14 protein-coding genes and 1 pseudogene are annotated in these 16,319 nt (G+C 73.0%); 10 read left to right on the plus strand and 5 right to left on the minus strand.

The features are described 5' to 3' along the window. The first annotated feature begins 16 nt into the window (after positions 1-16). The 4 genes from ACIRJT_RS03570 to ACIRJT_RS03585 all read left to right on the plus strand — a co-directional run bounded on the left by ACIRJT_RS03570 (position 17) and on the right by ACIRJT_RS03585 (position 5,044). Entirely contained in the window at positions 17-634 is a 618-nt protein-coding gene (locus tag ACIRJT_RS03570; RefSeq protein ID WP_403903892.1) for a hypothetical protein, read from the plus strand. An 8-nt stretch (positions 635-642) separates the two neighbouring features. Continuing rightward, entirely contained in the window at positions 643-1,290 is a 648-nt protein-coding gene (locus tag ACIRJT_RS03575) for an OmpA family protein (protein WP_403903895.1), read from the plus strand. A gap of 239 nt (positions 1,291-1,529) precedes the next feature. Next, on the plus strand, positions 1,530-3,134 hold the full coding sequence (locus ACIRJT_RS03580; protein ID WP_403903898.1) for a DUF4157 domain-containing protein: 1,605 nt from the start codon (positions 1,530-1,532) through the stop codon (positions 3,132-3,134). Between the two features lie 359 nt (positions 3,135-3,493). Continuing rightward, positions 3,494-5,044 (plus strand): hypothetical protein, encoded by a 1,551-nt coding sequence (locus tag ACIRJT_RS03585; RefSeq protein WP_403903900.1) that lies wholly within the window; start codon positions 3,494-3,496, stop codon positions 5,042-5,044. Positions 5,045-5,108: 64 nt separating this feature from the next. On the opposite strand, the gene ACIRJT_RS03590 is transcribed toward ACIRJT_RS03585, so the two are convergent. Beyond that, entirely contained in the window at positions 5,109-5,924 is an 816-nt protein-coding gene (locus ACIRJT_RS03590; RefSeq protein WP_403903903.1) for a helix-turn-helix domain-containing protein, read from the minus strand. Positions 5,925-6,085: 161 nt separating this feature from the next. Between ACIRJT_RS03590 and ACIRJT_RS03595 the strand changes: the two genes are divergently transcribed. After that, positions 6,086-7,558, plus strand: coding sequence for an MFS transporter (locus ACIRJT_RS03595; protein ID WP_403903905.1), 1,473 nt, complete (start codon positions 6,086-6,088; stop codon positions 7,556-7,558). A gap of 83 nt (positions 7,559-7,641) precedes the next feature. Here ACIRJT_RS03595 and ACIRJT_RS03600 read toward each other — a convergent pair. Then, a pseudogene (locus tag ACIRJT_RS03600) lies at positions 7,642-8,341 on the minus strand (hypothetical protein); the annotation flags it as partial. A 269-nt stretch (positions 8,342-8,610) separates the two neighbouring features. Here ACIRJT_RS03600 and ACIRJT_RS03605 point away from each other — a divergent pair. Together ACIRJT_RS03605 and ACIRJT_RS03610 are read left to right on the plus strand one after the other, a co-directional pair. Further along, complete coding sequence (locus ACIRJT_RS03605; protein WP_403903907.1) at positions 8,611-9,204, plus strand: hypothetical protein; 594 nt, start codon at positions 8,611-8,613, stop codon at positions 9,202-9,204. Positions 9,205-9,313: 109 nt separating this feature from the next. Continuing rightward, positions 9,314-10,513, plus strand: a complete 1,200-nt coding sequence (locus ACIRJT_RS03610) for a hypothetical protein (RefSeq protein WP_403903910.1) — start codon at positions 9,314-9,316, stop codon at positions 10,511-10,513. A gap of 76 nt (positions 10,514-10,589) precedes the next feature. Here ACIRJT_RS03610 and ACIRJT_RS03615 read toward each other — a convergent pair whose 3' ends face one another. Next, positions 10,590-10,994 (minus strand): DUF192 domain-containing protein, encoded by a 405-nt coding sequence (locus ACIRJT_RS03615; RefSeq protein ID WP_403903912.1) that lies wholly within the window; start codon positions 10,992-10,994, stop codon positions 10,590-10,592. A 104-nt stretch (positions 10,995-11,098) separates the two neighbouring features. Here ACIRJT_RS03615 and ACIRJT_RS03620 point away from each other — a divergent pair, with 104 nt between their 5' ends. From ACIRJT_RS03620 to ACIRJT_RS03630, 3 genes are all read left to right on the plus strand, one after another. After that, positions 11,099-11,980: a prepilin peptidase gene (locus tag ACIRJT_RS03620; protein ID WP_403903914.1), complete on the plus strand. Its 882-nt coding sequence runs from the start codon at positions 11,099-11,101 to the stop codon at positions 11,978-11,980. Positions 11,981-12,108: 128 nt separating this feature from the next. After that, positions 12,109-12,936, plus strand: coding sequence for a class I SAM-dependent methyltransferase (locus tag ACIRJT_RS03625; protein ID WP_403903916.1), 828 nt, complete (start codon positions 12,109-12,111; stop codon positions 12,934-12,936). A 148-nt stretch (positions 12,937-13,084) separates the two neighbouring features. After that, a complete protein-coding gene (locus ACIRJT_RS03630) occupies positions 13,085-13,552 on the plus strand; it encodes a hypothetical protein (protein WP_403903918.1) in 468 nt (155 codons plus the stop codon). A gap of 86 nt (positions 13,553-13,638) precedes the next feature. Here ACIRJT_RS03630 and ACIRJT_RS03635 read toward each other — a convergent pair whose 3' ends face one another. After that, positions 13,639-14,823, minus strand: coding sequence for a winged helix DNA-binding domain-containing protein (locus ACIRJT_RS03635; RefSeq protein ID WP_403903921.1), 1,185 nt, complete (start codon positions 14,821-14,823; stop codon positions 13,639-13,641). Positions 14,824-15,184: 361 nt separating this feature from the next. Continuing rightward, positions 15,185-16,234: an L-glyceraldehyde 3-phosphate reductase gene (gene mgrA, locus ACIRJT_RS03640; protein ID WP_403903924.1), complete on the minus strand. Its 1,050-nt coding sequence runs from the start codon at positions 16,232-16,234 to the stop codon at positions 15,185-15,187. Positions 16,235-16,319: the final 85 nt, after the last annotated feature.

Genomic DNA, 16,319 nt, shown 5'->3' on the forward strand with positions numbered 1-16,319 from the left:
GTAGAGGAATCGGACCATGAGCATGCGGCGGACCACGACGACCAGAAGGGCGATGGCGGCTGTCTCCATGACGGCTGCCTTGGCCCTCGCTCTCGCCGGCTGTGGCGACGACGGAGGCGAGGAGCCCGGCAACGAGGGCTCCAGCGCGCCGTCCGCCCCGGTCAGTCCCTCCGCGGAGGACAAGGGCGAGACGCAGCAGGAGGACACGGCTGCGGGGGAGAACCTGGACCCGGACGTGAAGCTCGCGGAGGCACGGGGAATGGGCGGGCTTGTGCTGGTGATCAACGAGGTCAAGCGTGACTCGGGAGGTTTCCTTACCGTTCAAGGCGAGGTCACCAATGAGGGGGACCAGGCGCGGATCACCACGGCGTGGTCCGGGTCCGAGGTGAACATCGTGAACAAGAACCCCAACTCCGTCGCCGGAGCAACGCTCGTGGACAAGGTAGGAAAGAAGCGCTACTACGTGCTCCGGGACACGGACTCCCGCTGCCTCTGCACCACGGCGATCTCGTCCCTCGCTCCAGGCAAGTCCGCGCCGATCTTCATGCAGTTCCCCGCTCCGCCGCAGGGCACGACCGAAGTCGACTTCACTCTCCCGACCTTCGCCACCACCTCGCTGAAGATTTCTGGGTGAGTGCGGCCATGAAGACCACCAAGCGCCCCCGGGCGCCCCGCCACATGGGCCAGGCCGTCGCGGTCGCCGTGCTGATCGCCGGTACCACGCTGCTCGGAGCCTCACCCTCGTACGCCGACGACGGGCCGAGCGTTCCGCCCGGTACGGAGGCGACGTCGGAGCCGCCCGTTCCCGTCGACCCGAACGACCCGGACCTGAAGATGCCGGAGGGCGGCACCCTCGCCCCCGGCCGGGTCCTCGACATCGTCCAGGTCGTGGAGGACCTCGGCGGTGAGGAACGCCGCGAGGACAGCAACGCCGACATCAAGTTCGCGCTCCAGGCCGAAGTCCTCTTCGGCAAGGACAGCGCGAAGCTCAGCTCGGCCGCCAACGCCCGTATCGCCGCGATCGCCGACGAGATCGAGAAGCAGAACGCGACCAAGGTCCGCGTCTTCGGCTTCACCGACAACCTCGGCTCCTCGGCCCACGGCGACGTGCTGTCCAAGAAGCGCGCCGACGCCGTGCACGGGGTCCTGTCGAAGGAGCTCGGCGCGACGATCACGTACGAGATCCGGGGCTACGGCGAGCAGTACCCGATCGCCAGCAACAGCAACGAAGAGGGCCGCAAGAAGAACCGCCGCGTGGAGGTCTCCTTCCCGCGCGGAGAGGGGTCCTGAACCCTCCCTCCCCAGGCACACGTGACGCGCTCACGAGACTCACGCGTCAGCGCATCCGCATCCGCACCCGCCATCGCTCTCTCACTGATGGCGGGTGCGAGCGTGTGTGCGCCGGGCGAGGCGCGGTTCCAGGCACCCGTCCGGTCACTCAACTGTGCCCCTCAGTACCTGGATCCGGAGCCGCGCCCCGTATATCCAGTATCCAGGAGAGTCACACGCTCAGCAGGAGAGAGGTTCCCATGCGTAGCCAGGATGGTGCCGAAAAGACCGGCGCGGAGCACCGGCCGGCCCCGGCCCGCACACCTGCGGCCGCGGGACCGCCCCTCGCCGGGCTTCATGCCATGCAGAGCACGATCGGGAACGCGGCCGTCGTCCAGATGCTGCGGGACGCCTGCCACCAGCAGGCCGAACAGGGCACCGTGCAGCGCTCCGCCGTCCCGGATGTCCTGCGCGCCGCCGGTCGGCCGATGGACAACGCCACCCGCGCTGACATGGAAGCCCGGCTCGGCGCCGACTTCTCCGACGTCCGCATCCACAACGACAGCGCCGCCAAAGCCTCGGCCGCCGAGGTGGGCGCCCGTGCCTACACCTCGGGGAACCACGTCGTCATCGGTGACGGCGGAGGTGACAAGCACACCCTCGCCCACGAACTCACCCACGTCATCCAGCAGCGCCGGGGCCCCGTCGCCGGAACCGACAACGGGGCGGGTCTGAGCGTCTCCGACCCGTCCGACCGCTTCGAACGTGAAGCCGAAGCCAACGCTACCCGCGCGCTCAACCGCCCAGCGCCGTCGACCGCGGCACACGCTCCGGGCAGCGGAGCTACCCCGCTCTCCGCATCCGGGGCGCAGGTCGCGGCTGCTCCGGTGCAGCGCACGGTGACGGCCGGGGGCCAGCAGTACAACAACGTCACCGACCTTCTCCAGGCCGCCCAGGCAGCCGGGTTCAACATCACCAACTTCGCCGATGGAACCTGGCTCCGCCCCCTGCTGACGTCAGTGGTCGAATCGGGCATCAACTACACGTTCTCTCAGGGCACGGCCGGCGACGCGCTGCTCTGGGTGGCGATGCACTCGGTGGTCGAGGACCTGTACCGCCATCTGAGCAATCACATCGACACGCCGGAAGGTGATACGCCGGTACAGGAAGAGGGAGCACCCACCGTCGGCGGACAGAACAGCTACAGCTTCACGGACAAGCTGAGAATCCTGCGCGGCGAGCAGGCCAGGTTCGCCGCGGTCGGCATCACGTCCACCGGCTCCGAGCATGCCGAACAACGCAGGGACTTCACCATCCTCGGCCGTACCTACAGCGTGGGGCGCCAGGGAACGAACCACTACTACGTCTTCCCGCCGGACGGCGGCATGCACACCTACGCGGGCGGCGAAGACGGGCTGCGCAAGAACACCGCCAACGCCATCACCAACGCTCTTCTCTACAGCACCGACACGGAAGCGGCGCCGACCGGAACATCGATCAACGTTCGGGACCTCGACGAATTCGTGTTCGCCTTCCTGGCCGAGCCCACCAGGTGGAATCCCGAGCACATCTTCAACGTCCTGGCCCTTGAGCGGGAACCGAACCCGGCCGTCGTGGGCGGCAGTCCCAGGATCACCGGGGGTGCAGCCACTGTCCCCCTGCCGATGGCCGCGGGAGGAACGTTCAACCCCGACACCGGACCCGGCAACCTCGGCGTGCTGGCGGATCGGGTCCCCGACCGAGCGATCACCCTGACCCGGAGGCTCGGGCTGGACAGGGGGCTGACGGCACTTTTGGGGAGGCCCAACATCACCCGCGAGAATCTCACCAAGTTCATGGGCCGAGGCCTGGGCATCCTCGAGTGACTCGGCGAAAACATGAACAGACATGAAAAGAGATGAAAGACGTGAGCGGACGCGATGGCCGACTACGGGCGTGACCACCGCCCCTCGACTCCGCACCGCGCCGCGCCGCGCCGCCGCCCCCGCGCGTCGCCGAGGTCATCCGGACGCTCGAAGAGGGGCACGGCCGACAGCCCCCGCCAGGGCAAAGAACCGGCCACATGCTCTCCGGGCCCGTCACCCGAACGGCGGACCGTCGTTGGTGTTGTGGGCCGGAATACGGACAGCCCGGCGCAGGAGACCATGACGCGCCGCGCGCCGAGGACACATTCATCAGGTGGGGTGCCGAGGTGCACGTACGAACAGGCGTCGAGGAGGGTGTGATGGGTGTGGAGGCCCACGCGACGAACGAACGGGTGACGGGGCGCACGTGGACGGTGCGGCTGGATCCCGTCGGGCGCGGCCGTGCTGACGTACGCGTCTCGTGCAGCCGCCCGGCCTGCGCCGCACAGGTGCTGCCCTCCGCGGCCGCCGGCCGGACGGCGGCGGTCGAGCACCTCAAGGCCCACCTGCGCGCGGGCCCGGCCCCCCGACCCTCGGTGTACTGCGCCTGCCGGGCCGCGGAATGTCACACCCACATCCGCCCCGCCGGACCACGTGAGCGCCCCGCGCCCTGGAGGTGCGGGGGCGCGGTCGTTCTGGCCGTCGTCACGGACCGGGAAGGCCGCTGGTGGCAGGTGATGGAGTGCTGCTCGCGCTGCGCGGCCGGCCACCCCACCGCGAAGGTCGTCGCCACCGCCCCGGCCCCCGACCGGACGGCCCCGACCGACGGCTTCCGGGCCCCTGCGGCCCCCGCCCCGACGGTGTCGGCAGTCGGGCCCCACTTCTCGCACAGCGCTTCCGGTACCACGGCCCCGCCCGAGGTACCGGCCCCCCGGGCCGCGAGGCCGGCGCGAAAGCGCGCCCGGCGGGGGAGGATCGCGCAGCGCTTCGTCCCGCACGACCTGCGGCCCATCACGCTGCGGGACGAACTCGCCGAACTCGGCGAGCTCTTCCGCGCCTACCAGCAGCGCGCCGAACCCGACCTCGCGATGCTCGCCGAGCTCCACGCCCGTAAGGCGAAGGCGTTCAGCGCCTGGGCCGACGTGACCGCCGACACCGGACTCCGCCTCGACGCCCAGCGAGCCGAACAGGCCGCCGCCACCGCCCGTCTCCAGCATCTGAACCGCATCGGTGAGGCTCCGGAAGGCGAAGAGCCCGCTGTGGCACGGCTGCTGACCGCGCCCGCCCAGTGGGATCACGCACGGGCCGTCCTCGCCCACGTGGCCGGCCACTCGCCCCTGCCGGGGCCGGAGGCCCGCCTGCTGGTGGTCATGCTGACGCTGCGCACCGCGCAGGGCGGCCTCGGTAACCTCGTCGGGCAGGACCTCAAGGGGCTGCCCCTGCCGGATGCCGAGCACGTGGTGGCGCAACTGGTCGAGTGCGGCTGGCTGGAAATGGCGGGGACCGTCGACGAACTGATCGCCTCCCGTCCGGAGAACCCCACCCGTATCAGCGTGCCGTCCCTGACACCCGACGAGAGCGCCCCGGGGCCGTTCACCTTCGGTAGGAAGATGCGCCCCAAGCTCAGCGGATGGGCCCAGCGAGTCGTCGGCGAGAAGAAGCTGCGCAAGGCCAAGACCGGGGCCGACGCCCGTCTGCTCGCCCTGGCCCTGACCACCGGCGTCACGGCCGACGGACAACTGGGGCCCGAGGGCGAGGGCCTCGGCCGGGAAACCCTCTCCTCCTGGTGCGCCATCGCCCCCGGCGACCTGCGGGAGCTGGTGGACCGGCTGACCGCGGCGGACTGGCTGACGGAGACGGCCTTCACCGACACCACCCTCACCGGCCGGCTGTCCGAACGCGTCCTCCCCCTCAGCTGCCCGCTGGCCTGAGAGCGGAAGCGGCCGGGTGCTCCGAACACCCTGTGAGTCAGCCGGAGTTACCTTGTTCAGCCCGTCAGCCCGTCAGCCGGTCGGCGGCGGCGCTCGTAACAGGCGCCTCGAACGAAGCGTCGCCCTTGAGGTAACGCCCCGGCGAAGTGCCGACAGTTCGCCGAAACGCCGCGAGGAAGGCGCTCGGTGTGGCGTATCCGACGGCGTGCGCGACGCGGGAGACCGGCTGGCCCTCGGCGAGCAGGGGAAGCGCGGCACGCAACCGCACTTGGGTGCGCCAGCGGTCGAAGTGCATGCCGGTGTCGTGGACGAACAGCCGGGTCAGGGTACGTCGGCTCACCCCGATGGCCCGTGCGTGCGCCTCAAGGCTCCGTGAGTCCGCCGGGTCGGCGAGCAGCGCCTCGGCCACGGCGCGCACGCGGTCGTCGGTGGGGTGCGGGACATCGATGGGGGTGGCCGGCAAGGGGCGCAGCAGATCCGGGACGACCGCCTCGGCCCGTAGCCGCGGGCCGTCGTGGAGGTCTTCGCGGCTGAGGTAGACGATGAGCCTGGCCAGCAGTCCGTCGACGCCGACCGGTGTGGGGTCCGCCCAGTCCAGGTCGCATCTGTCCGGTGCGAAGTAGAGGCTGCACAGCACCGCCTCGCGGGTCGCACCGGTCCGGTGGACCACCCCCGCGGGCAGCCACAGCGCCCGTGTGGGTGGCAGGACCCAGTAGGCGTCGTCGACGGCGACGCCGAGCACACCGTGCCGCGCCCAGACCAACTGGTGGTGCTGCGGGTGGCTGTGCGGAATGAACCACTCCCCGTGCGCCAACGGGAAGCTCCCGACGACGATCGCGCCCACCCCGGGCGGGACGGCTCCCATCACGTCCTCGGTCATGGCCCCAGCCTATGGCCTCATCCCGATACGACGTGGCCTGGTAGCGCATCGCGGTCGGCGCAGCCGGTGCATAGCGTCATTGGCATGCCGATCAATCACCCACCGCGCCACGGGCGCTACCGCAGTTCACCGGAGCCGTTGACGAGGACAGGGTGCTCAGCATGACCTCGGCACCCACCACCGTCACTGCCAACGCCCTCGGCCGCCGCGGGCCGGCCCTGGTAGTGCTGTGCTTCGTACAGTTCATGCTCGTCCTGGACGACAACGTGGTGAGCGTGGCGCTCCCCAGCATGAGGGAGGATCTCGGCTTCGGCACCGCGGGCCTGGCCTGGGTCGTCAACGCCTACTTCCTCGCCTTCGGCGGGCTGTTGCTGCTGTTCGGCCGCATGGCCGACCTGCTGGGCCGCAGGCGCGTCTTCCTGACCGGTGTGGCGCTGTTCGGTGCGGCGAGCCTGGTCTGCGGGCTCGCGCAGGAGCCCTGGCAGCTCGTGGCCGGACGGTTCGTCCAAGGTGCGGGCGCGGCCATGGCCAGCCCGGCCGCGCTGGCACTGATCGCGCTGCTGTTCCCCGGCACCCGGGAGCGCGCCAAGGCGTTCGGCATCTGGGGCGGCATCGCAGGGCTGGGCGGCACGATGGGCCTGGTGATCTCCGGGGCGCTGACCGGTCTGGCGTCCTGGCGCTGGATCTTCCTGATCAACCTGCCGGTGGCCCTCGCAGCCGTGGTGCTGCTCCCGCGCCTGGTCCCCGAGAGCCGGTCCGGGCGCGCGGTGCGCCTCGACGTACCCGGTGCGGTACTCGGCACCGGTGCCCTGGTGGCCCTGGTCTACGGACTGCTCCGGGCCGGGGAGTCGGGCTGGGGCGACACGACCGCTGCCGGGTCCCTGGTGCTGGCCGTGCTGCTGGCCGTCGCCTTCGTCGCGGTCGAGGCACGGACCGCCGAGCCGCTGGTGCCGTTGTCGTTCCTGTCCTTCCGTATCCGCGCCGTCGCCAACGGAACGACACTGCTGTTCTCCGCCGCCATGTACGCGATGGCCTTCCTGCTGATGGTGCACCTGCAGACGGTGCTGGGCTACCGCCCGCTCACGGCCGGGGTCGCCTACCTGCCCTATGGTGCGGGCATCCTCGCGGGCATGTGGCTCTCCTCCCGAGCGGTGGCCAGGCTCGGCGTACGCCCGGCCCTCGTCCTGTCCTTCCTGATCAGCGCGGCCGGACTGCTGCTGCTGTCCGGCGTGGCACCGAGCGACGGTTACGTCTTCGGGGTGCTGCCCGGCATGCTCGTCACGAGCATCGGATGCGGACTGGCTCTGCCCGCCCTGACCGTCGCCGCGCTCACGGGCACCACCGAGGAGGACGCCGGACTCGGCTCGGCCGTCCTGAGCTCCGTTCAGCAGGTCGGCGGCGCCGTGGGGGTGGCCGTGCTGGTCGCTCTGGCCTCGCGCCGCAGCGACGCCCTGACCGCACGGGAGGGTCCCCTGCGCGCCGCGACGGAAGGCTTCTCCTTCGCGCTCACCGTCGCCGCGGCCCTCCTCGCCCTCGGCGCTGTCCTCATCGGCGCCCTGCTCGGGAAGAAGCACCACGTGGAGCATGCTCTCGACGCCGCGGAAGCTCCGGCCAACCACGCACATCGCACGTAGCCGCCGCTGTGCCTGGTGGAGGCCTCCCACATCTTCATCTCCTCGTGTCGTCCCGCGTCTTCCGCGCCTCCTCCTCGCCCCACTCGAACCAGCCGAGCACGAGCCGCCGCGGGGCGGCGAGCTGATCGCGCACCGCAGGCGCTCCCCGGTCTACCGGCCCACCCAGGCCATCGCCATCGCGCCGATCAGCAGGGCGACGAGGACGACGAGCCCCAGGGACTCCATCGCGGTCGCGCCGCCGTCCCGCCAGTTGTACGAGTACCGGTGCGGCTCCGGGGTCCGGGTGGCGCGCTCCTCCAGAAGCCGGTCGACGGCCACCCCCGACGCCGCGCCGGCCGCCAGCGAGACGCCGGGCATGAGGACGCCCTCGATGTCGACGAGGTCCCCGGCGACGGCGAAGCCGTACAGCAGACCGGCCAGGGGCACGGCGAGGGCGGCGAGGGCATACAGGGTGCGGGAGGACTCGCGGTACTCGTCGGGGAGGATCCGGGCGGAGGCCAGGACGGTCAGGAGTGTCCCGGCGAGGGCGGGGAGATGGATCAGGGCCAGCCGCCAGCCGAAGGCCTCCAGCCTGGCCTCGGTGCCCAGCAGGTCGACCAGGACCCGGCTCGTGACGAACCCGGCGGCGAGATGGACGAGGGCGCCCGTCACCCAGCTGCGGGCCAACGCGAAGAACCGGCCGCCCTGCTGGACGTGGCGTGGGGCGCCGGACCCCGCGATGCCGTGGCGCCCCGGCGGTATGTGGCCCGCGCCCCGGTCTCCCCAGCCCCCGCCACCGCTCACGGTGCACCTCTCCTCGACCCCGCGCGTCCTGCCCGACGGCTGAGAGCGTACGGCCGAAAAGCTTCCCCGGCCCGGGCCCCCGGTCCCAGGCGCGGGCCCAAGTGCGGTGTGCGGCAGCTGAGTTGCACCGATACGCGGCGGCTGTTCCGCTTGGGGCCGCCCGTGGGCCCGTGGGCCCACGCCGCCCCGGCCGCGGCTCAGTACGCTCGGATGTGCCGGTGGTCGCCGACCACGACGCCGCGACGAACAGCGATGGGGGTGGGGCGTCGATGGATGCCGGATTCTTCTACTCGTACCACCTGGGCTGGACCCGGCTGGACGCCCGGACACTGCTGGGCGACCTGGAGGCCGAAGGGCTCCGCCCGGCGCACCCGGTGACCGGCCGCACGGTGCTCGTCAGTCTCGACACCGCCTCCCTGGGCGCCCGTTCGCCCGTCACCCGCGATCAGTTGCTGTCCATCGCCGGGCTCCAGCGGCTCCGCGAGGTCGGGTTCCGGTTGTGGACCGACGGGGGCCGCGACCTCCTGGTGCGTATCCGGCAGGCCCGGGCCGGCGTCGTCGCCGTGGAGTTCTCCGTGGGGGAGCTGCCCGAGCCGGAGCGGGAACACGCGGTGAGCGCCATCCGGCGGACCGTCGGACGGGCCTCCGTGCTCTGCATCGGCTTCGTCGTCGACCGGAGCGGCGCGACGGCCGCCACCGACTGGGACGGCGTCGTCATCGAGGGCGACGCGCACCTCCACTCCTGGCCGGACACCGTCGCCGTACGGGACGAGACGGCCGCCCGCCACCCGCAGCTGGCCGTCATGGACGGGGTGGAGATGTCGCCGTGGAAGGTGTACGGGAACGAGGTGCTCGGCGTCTGAGCCGGGCCGCCGCGCCCCCCCGGACACTGCCCGGACACACCCCGGGCCCCGCCCCGGGCCCCGGCCCCGGTGCGGAGCGACGGCCGCCGCCGACGTCATAATCGGCCGTATGTCCGATCACCAGCTCCGCACCCGGCCGCCCGCCGGTCCGGCCCCGGGCCCCGCCACCCCCGGGTCCCGGGCGGCCGTCGCGCTCCGGGCCGCCGCGCCCGCGCTCGCGGTCTACGCCGCCGCCCGGGCCCTGGGGCTCCTGGCCTTCCGGGCGGCCGCGTCCGCCGCCGGGAAGGACCCGCTGGGGCCGCTCAGCGGACGCTGGGACTCCGTCTGGTACCAGCGCATCGCCGAGAACGGCTACCGCTACACCGTCACCCTCCCGGACGGCTCCGTCCACTCCGACCTGGCGTTCTTCCCCCTGCTCCCGGCCCTGGAACGCGCCGTCTCCGCCGTGACCCCGCTCACCCTCGGCGGCGCCGGACTCCTCGTCGCCTGGACGGCCGGGCTGCTCGCCGCCTGGGGCATCTACGCCGTCGGCGCCCACCTGCGCGGACGGCGTACGGGCGTGGTGCTGGCCGCGCTGTGGGGGGTGTACCCGACGGCGTTCGTCCAGTCGATGGCGTACACCGAGACCCTGTTCACCGCGCTCGCCGCCTGGGCGCTGTACGCCGTCCTCCGGGGCCGCTGGATCGTCGCGGGCGCGCTCTGCGTCCTGGCGGGGCTCACCCGGCCCACGGCGGCGGCGCTCATCGCCGCGCTCGCGATCACGGCGGCCGTCACCCTCGTACGGGAGTACCGCGACGAGCGCCAAGCCGGGCCGGTGCTGCGCCGCAACGCCCGGATGATCGTCGGCGTGGCGCTCGCACCGCTGGGCTGGCTGGCGTACGTGGTGTTCGTGGCCGTCCGCGAGGGCGGCCCGTTCGCCTACTTCGACGTCCAGGCGCAGTGGGGCAACAACATCGACGGCGGCCGCGCGCTCGCCGCCTTCATCGCCGGGCTGCCCTGGCCCGCCGCCCTCGGCCTGTGCGCGGCGCTCGGGCTGCTGGGGTGGCTGGTGGCGCTGTGCGTACGGCAGCGGCAGCCGCTCCCCGTGCTCGTCTACGCCCTCACGATCGTCGTCATCTCGCTGATCGGCGCCGGCTACTTCGGCTCCCGGCCGCGCCTGATGATGCCCGCGTTCCCGCTCCTGCTCCCGCCCGCCGTCGCCCTGCTGCGCCTGCGCACGACCGGGCGCACGGCCGCCGTCCTCGCCGTCCTGGCCTGCGCGTCCGCCGCCTACGGGGCCTGGACCCTGCTGGGCCCGGGCCCGCCGTAGCCCGGTCCGCCCGGACGCCGTGGCCCCGGAGCCCCGGCAGCCTCGCGCCGCCGCTCCGGGGCGTCGCGCCGCGTGCTCAGGCCCCGGAACCCGACGCCCCGGGCGCCCCGGAGGCGGGGGCCGTCGCTCTCAGCTCCACCCGTACGCCCGGTCGCACGCCCCACCGCTCCATCGCCCCGGCCTCCGCCTCCACCACGTGCCGGGCGCGCAGCCGGGGCAGGCCGAGCCGGCCGGGCTTCATCGTGCGGACGGCCAGGACCGTGAACGTCCGGTCCAGGTACACCACATCGATGGGGAACCGCATCCGGAAGGTGTGCACACTCCCGCACGGGGTGAGCATCATCGCCCCCTCGATCCCGTCCCGCCCCAGCAGCCCCTTGGTGCGGGCCCGGTACGAGGCCGCTATCCGCAGCGGCACCTCCCGGGCCCCGGAGTCCGTGCCGACCGTGAGCGTCCCGTCGCCATCGCGCCATGTCCTCATGGGCACCGACCGTAGCCCCCGCCGGACCCGCCCGGGCCGGATACGGCCGCGCTTGGGTCCCCGGGCCCAAGACCCCTGTTCCCGCCGCCCGTTAGGGTCGTCCCGTGGACGCCGCGCTGCTCGCCCTCGCCGCGGTCTGGGGTGCCGTCACCGGACTGCTGATCCCGCGTGCCGCCTACCGGTTCGCCGTCGAGCCGGAGGAGCCCTGGCGTACGGCGTGCCCCGCGGGGCATCCGCTCACCGGCCCGGTCCGCGGCTGGCTCGGCCCGGCCCGGTGCGCGCCCTGCGCCGCCGCCCCGGGAACGCCGGCCGCACCCCGGACCGGCACCCCCGCTACCACCGCCGGCACCGACGCCGGCCGGTCAGCCGCCGGGCCTGCGTCGGCCCTTGCCGAAGCGGGCCGCAGCACCGGAGATCCGGCAGCTCCGGCCCCCGGCCCGTCGGCCTACGCCCCCGGCGTCCTCGCCCCCCTCGTCACCGTGGCCGCCTGTGTCGCGCTCGCCGCCGCCACCGGGGCCAGGCCCGAGCTGATCGGGTGGCTGGCGCTGGCCCCTGTCGCCGTACTCCTCGCCGTCGTCGACGGGCGGGTCCACCGGCTGCCCGACCCGCTGACCCTGCCCCTGGCGGCCGCGGCAGTCCTGCTGCTCGGCGGCGCCGCGCTGCTTCCCGGGCACGCCGGATCCTGGAGCTCCGGCCTGCTGGGCGGCCTGGCCCTCGGCGGCTTCTACCTCCTGCTCTTCCTGATCAACCCGAACGGCATGGGCTTCGGCGATGTGAAGCTCGCCCTCGCCCTGGGCGTGGCACTCGGCTGGTACGGCTGGACCGTGCTGTTCGTGGGCGGGTTCGCCGGATTCCTGTTCGGGGCGGCGTACGGACTCGGTCTGGTGGTCCTGCGCCGGGCGGGGCGCAGGACCGGCATCCCGTTCGGGCCGTTCATGATCGGCGGGGCGCTGACCGGCCTGCTGCTCGGGGCCCTGGCCGGGTGACGACGACCCGGCGTGCGGAATCCGCCCGCCCGCGCGTGGACCCGCCCGCGCCCACCCGCTCGGAGCGCGCGCCCGCGCACGCGCGGAATCCATTCGCGCGCCCCGGACCCGCCTGACACGATTTCCGTATGTCCGAGCCCTCCGCACCCGCCCCCGGCCCTGCTCCCGCACCCCTCCGCTTCGACTCCGCGGCCTCCCGCGACCGGTTCGAGGCCCTCGTCGCCGAGGCCGACGCCGTGTCCGTCGACGGATGGGACTTCTCCTGGCTGGAGGGCCGGGCCACCGAGCAGCGCCCCTCCTGGGGGTACGCCCGCGCGATGGCCGACCGGCTCGGCCGGGCCCACGCCGCGCTCGACCTCCAGACCGGCGGCGGCGAGGTCCTGGCCGCCGCGCCGAAGCTCCCGCCGGTCACCGTGGCCACAGAGGCCTGGCCACCCAACATCGCCCGCGCCACCGCCCTGCTGCACCCGCTCGGGGCGGTCGTCGTCGCCGACGCGGACGAGCCACCCCTTCCCTTCGGGGACGCCGCCTTCGACCTCGTGGTCAGCCGCCATCCGGTCACCACGTGGTGGGAGGAGATCGCGCGGGTGCTGGCTCCCGGCGGCACGTACTTCTCGCAGCAGGTCGGCCCGGCCAGTGTCTTCGAACTCGTCGAGTACTTCCTCGGCCCCCAGCCGCCCGAGGTCCGGCGTGGCCGCCACCCCGAGGACGCGCGGGCCGCCGCGACGGCGGCCGGACTCGACGTGGTGGACCTGCGCTCCGAGACGCTGCGCACCGAGTTCCGCGACATCGGCGCGGTCGTCTACTTCCTGCGCAAGGTGATCTGGATGGTGCCCGGCTTCACCGTCGAGCAGTACCGGCCCCAACTGGCCGCACTGCACCGGCAGATCGAGGCGGAAGGGCCGTTCCTCGCCCGCACGGCCCGCTTCCTGATCGAGGCCCGCAAGCCCCGGTGACGGTGGCCGGCATGCATCCGCCGGTCAACCCGCCTACCCCGTACGCCAGTTCAGGCCCGCCCTGGAGGCAACGGGATCGTGCGGGCGGGCGTCCTACTCGACGGGACGCGCGCACAGCGAAGGGCACAGCGGAGGAGGGGGAGCGGTCATGACCATGGAGCGGGGAGACTGTGCGGCGCCTGCCGGGCGCGCGCGGCACGGCAACGCCGACTGGCTCACGGGAGCCAGGATCACCGCCGTCCTCGGGATCTACTACCGGCCCGAGGGCCGGGCGGGTGAGCCGGAGGCCGTCGAGTTCGTCCTCTCGGACGACCAGTCCGTCCTGCTGACCTGCGCCTCCGACCGGACACTGCACGTCACCCCGGGCGCCTGGCCGGGCCTGCCCGACTGGTGCGTACCGGCGAGCCGATGGCAGCACGCCCCGCCCGCCCTGCTCCCGCCGGTGCCGTACGGGGGAGCGTGGACGGTCGTGGGCACCCAGGAGCTGAGGGACTCCGGCGGGGAGGTGCTCCGGGCGGTCATCCGGTGCGAGGAAGGGGATTTCGTGGTGGTCGCCGGAGACACGATGGCGATCCGCTTCGAGCCCTGCCCCCTGACCCGCGAGCCCCGCCCCTGACCCGCACGCCCCCCGCACCCTCATTCCTGACCCGCACACGACCCGCACCGACCCCCGCACCCTCGAAGGGACCCCGCACACGGCCCCTACGCGTGCGGTCCCACCGTCACCGGGCCGACCGTCAGTTCCGCCGTCCCCTCCATGATCGTGGCGACCCGCTCCACCTGCTCCCGGAGCGCCCGCAGCCCGGCCGGGGGCAGGGGCTCCAACGGCTCCACCGTCACCGCGATCCGCCGGCCCGAGCGGCGCAGGTGCCAGACGCCTGCCACCACGCCGTCCACCAGCAGCAGCGGGAAGTTCCCCGCCTGCCCGCCCGCGAGGGCCCGCTCGTACGCCGCCCCCGGGAACAGCCGCTCGCGGGGCTGGGAGGCGATGGCGAACGCGTCGAAGTACGGGAGCAGGCGCACGCCGCGCACCGGCGAGGCCGGGAAGTCCGTGTCGCCCGCGACCACCCACGCCGGACCCTCGTCCGCGAGGGCGACCTCCTCGATGGCCCCCGCCACCGCCAGGGCGGCGAACTGATCGGCCGCCCAGGACTTCGGCGCGGCCAGCCACCGGGCGAAGTGGGCGGGGGTGGCCGGCCCGTACGCGCGCAGATACCGCTCGATCAGGGCGGCCAGCGCCCCGGGGCCGGGCAGCGGGGTGCACCCGGGGTTGGTGTACGTCGTCTTCCGCCCCCGGTTCGGGGCGTGGACGAGGGCGCCCCGGTGGCCGGCCAGGTGCAGGACCTGTCGCCAGCGCGGCCACATCGTCTGGAATCCGGGCATCACCAGGTCCCCGGCCCACGGTCCGGTCCGTGCGACGACCTCCTCGGAGAGTTCGTCGATCGTGAGCTCCGCCCCGGTCAGCGCCTCCGCGACGGCCGCGACGACCGCCTCCACCTGGTCCGGACTCATCCGGGCGCCCTTGGGGAAGGGGCTCGTACCCGCCGGCACGGTGGACAGGGCCCCGGTCCACAGGGGCAGGTCGGCCGCGGGCAGCAGGTGGACCGTGCCGCGCGGTCCGAACGTCTTGACCAGGGTCCGGTCGGTCCACAGGGCCGTACGGACGTCCGTGCGGGTCAGCCCGTCCCCGCGCAGCCCCACGGACAGCTCGGCCGCCGACAGCACCTGGGCGTGCGCGCCGAGCATCGCGGCCACCGCCGCGCCGGGGGTGGCGATGGGGGACGTGGTGGCATCCGGGTGGTGGAGGTGCTGGCGGGCCAGCCTCCGGGCGTTCGCCCCGGTCCAGCTCACGGTCGCTGTCGCTGTCGCGCGGGATCGTGTCGTCATGCCTCGAACCTAGAGCCGTCAGAGGTCAGGTTCCGTCCTCTATCGCCCGGAAGCGTCAAGCCGACGCCGTACCGCACCCCCTCGGTATCGGGAGTTCGACCGGTGTCCGCCGCCCTGTCCGGAACGCAGTCCGGTGAATTCGGAGAGTAATGGTGGAGTGGCGAGGCGCGCGGCAGCACTTACGAAGGGTTATGGTGGAAACCCCCCCTCGGGCCGGTCCGTATCCCCCCCACGGACCGGCCCGTTTTTTTGTGGGCCGATGCCGGCGCTGCCGCACAGCCCCGGGGGGCTTCCGTCCTCCTCGCCCGCGAGCCCCGTTGAGCCGACCTCCCGTTGAGCCGACCTCAGCGCTGAGTCGGCGTCAGCTGCGACCGGCCCAGATGTTCGTGCCCGCGGTGTCCACGGCGAAGGCGTCGATCTCCTTCAGCTCGTCGGCGGTCAGCGCCGGGCCCGCGAGGGCCGCCACGTTCTCCTCCAGCTGCTTCACGCTCGACGCGCCGATCAGCGCCGAGGTCATCCGGCTGTCGCGCAGCACCCACGCGATGGCGAGCTGGGCGAGCGACTGGCCGCGGCCCCGGGCGATGTCGTTGAGCCCGTTGAGCCGGCGGACGACCTCGTCGGAGAGCAGGCCCGGGTCGAGGGACTTGCCCTGGGTGGCGCGCGAGCCCTCCGGGATGCCCTTCAGATACTTGTTCGTGAGCAGGCCCTGGGCGAGCGGCACGAAGGAGATGCAGCCCATTCCGGCCGCCTCCAGGGTGTCGAGCAGCCCGTCGTCCTCGATCCAGCGGTTGATCATGGAGTAGGACGGCTGGTGGATCAGCGCCGGCACACCCATCTCCCTGAGCAGCCCGGCCGCCTCGGCGGTCTGCTCCGCGGTGTACGAGGAGACGCCCACGTACAGCGCCTTGCCCTGCTGGACGGCGGACGCCAGCGCGCCCATCGTCTCCTCCAGCGGGGTGTCCGGGTCGAAGCGGTGCGAGTAGAAGACGTCGACGTGATCGAGGCCCATCCGCTTGAGGGAGGCGTCGAGCGAGGACAGCAGATACTTCCGGGAGCCCCACTCGCCGTACGGGCCGGGGTGCATCAGATAGCCGGCCTTGGTGGAAATGACCAGTTCGTCACGGTACGGGGTGAAGTCCTGGGCGAAGAGCTTGCCGAAGTTCAGCTCGGCCGAGCCGGGCGGCGGGCCGTAGTTGTTGGCCAGGTCGAAGTGGGTGACCCCGAGATCGAAGGCGCGGCGCAGGATCGCCCGCTGGGAGTCCAGGGCCCGGTCGTCGCCGAAGTTGTGCCACAGGCCCAGCGAGAGGGCGGGCAGCCTGAGGCCGCTGCGCCCGGTCCGGCGGTACTCCATGGAGTCGTAGCGCGAACCGGCGGCGCGGTAGGAGAGGTCGGGGGAGAGGTAATCAGTCACGTTTCATTCCCTATCACGGAGTTGTGACAGACCGGGTTGGGCCCCCGTGACCCGATCGCAGTAATGTGGCCGCTTCGGGGAAAGC

The organism is Streptomyces sp. NPDC102283 (genome assembly GCF_044766265.1).
Classification (GTDB): Bacteria; Actinomycetota; Actinomycetes; order Streptomycetales; family Streptomycetaceae; genus Streptomyces.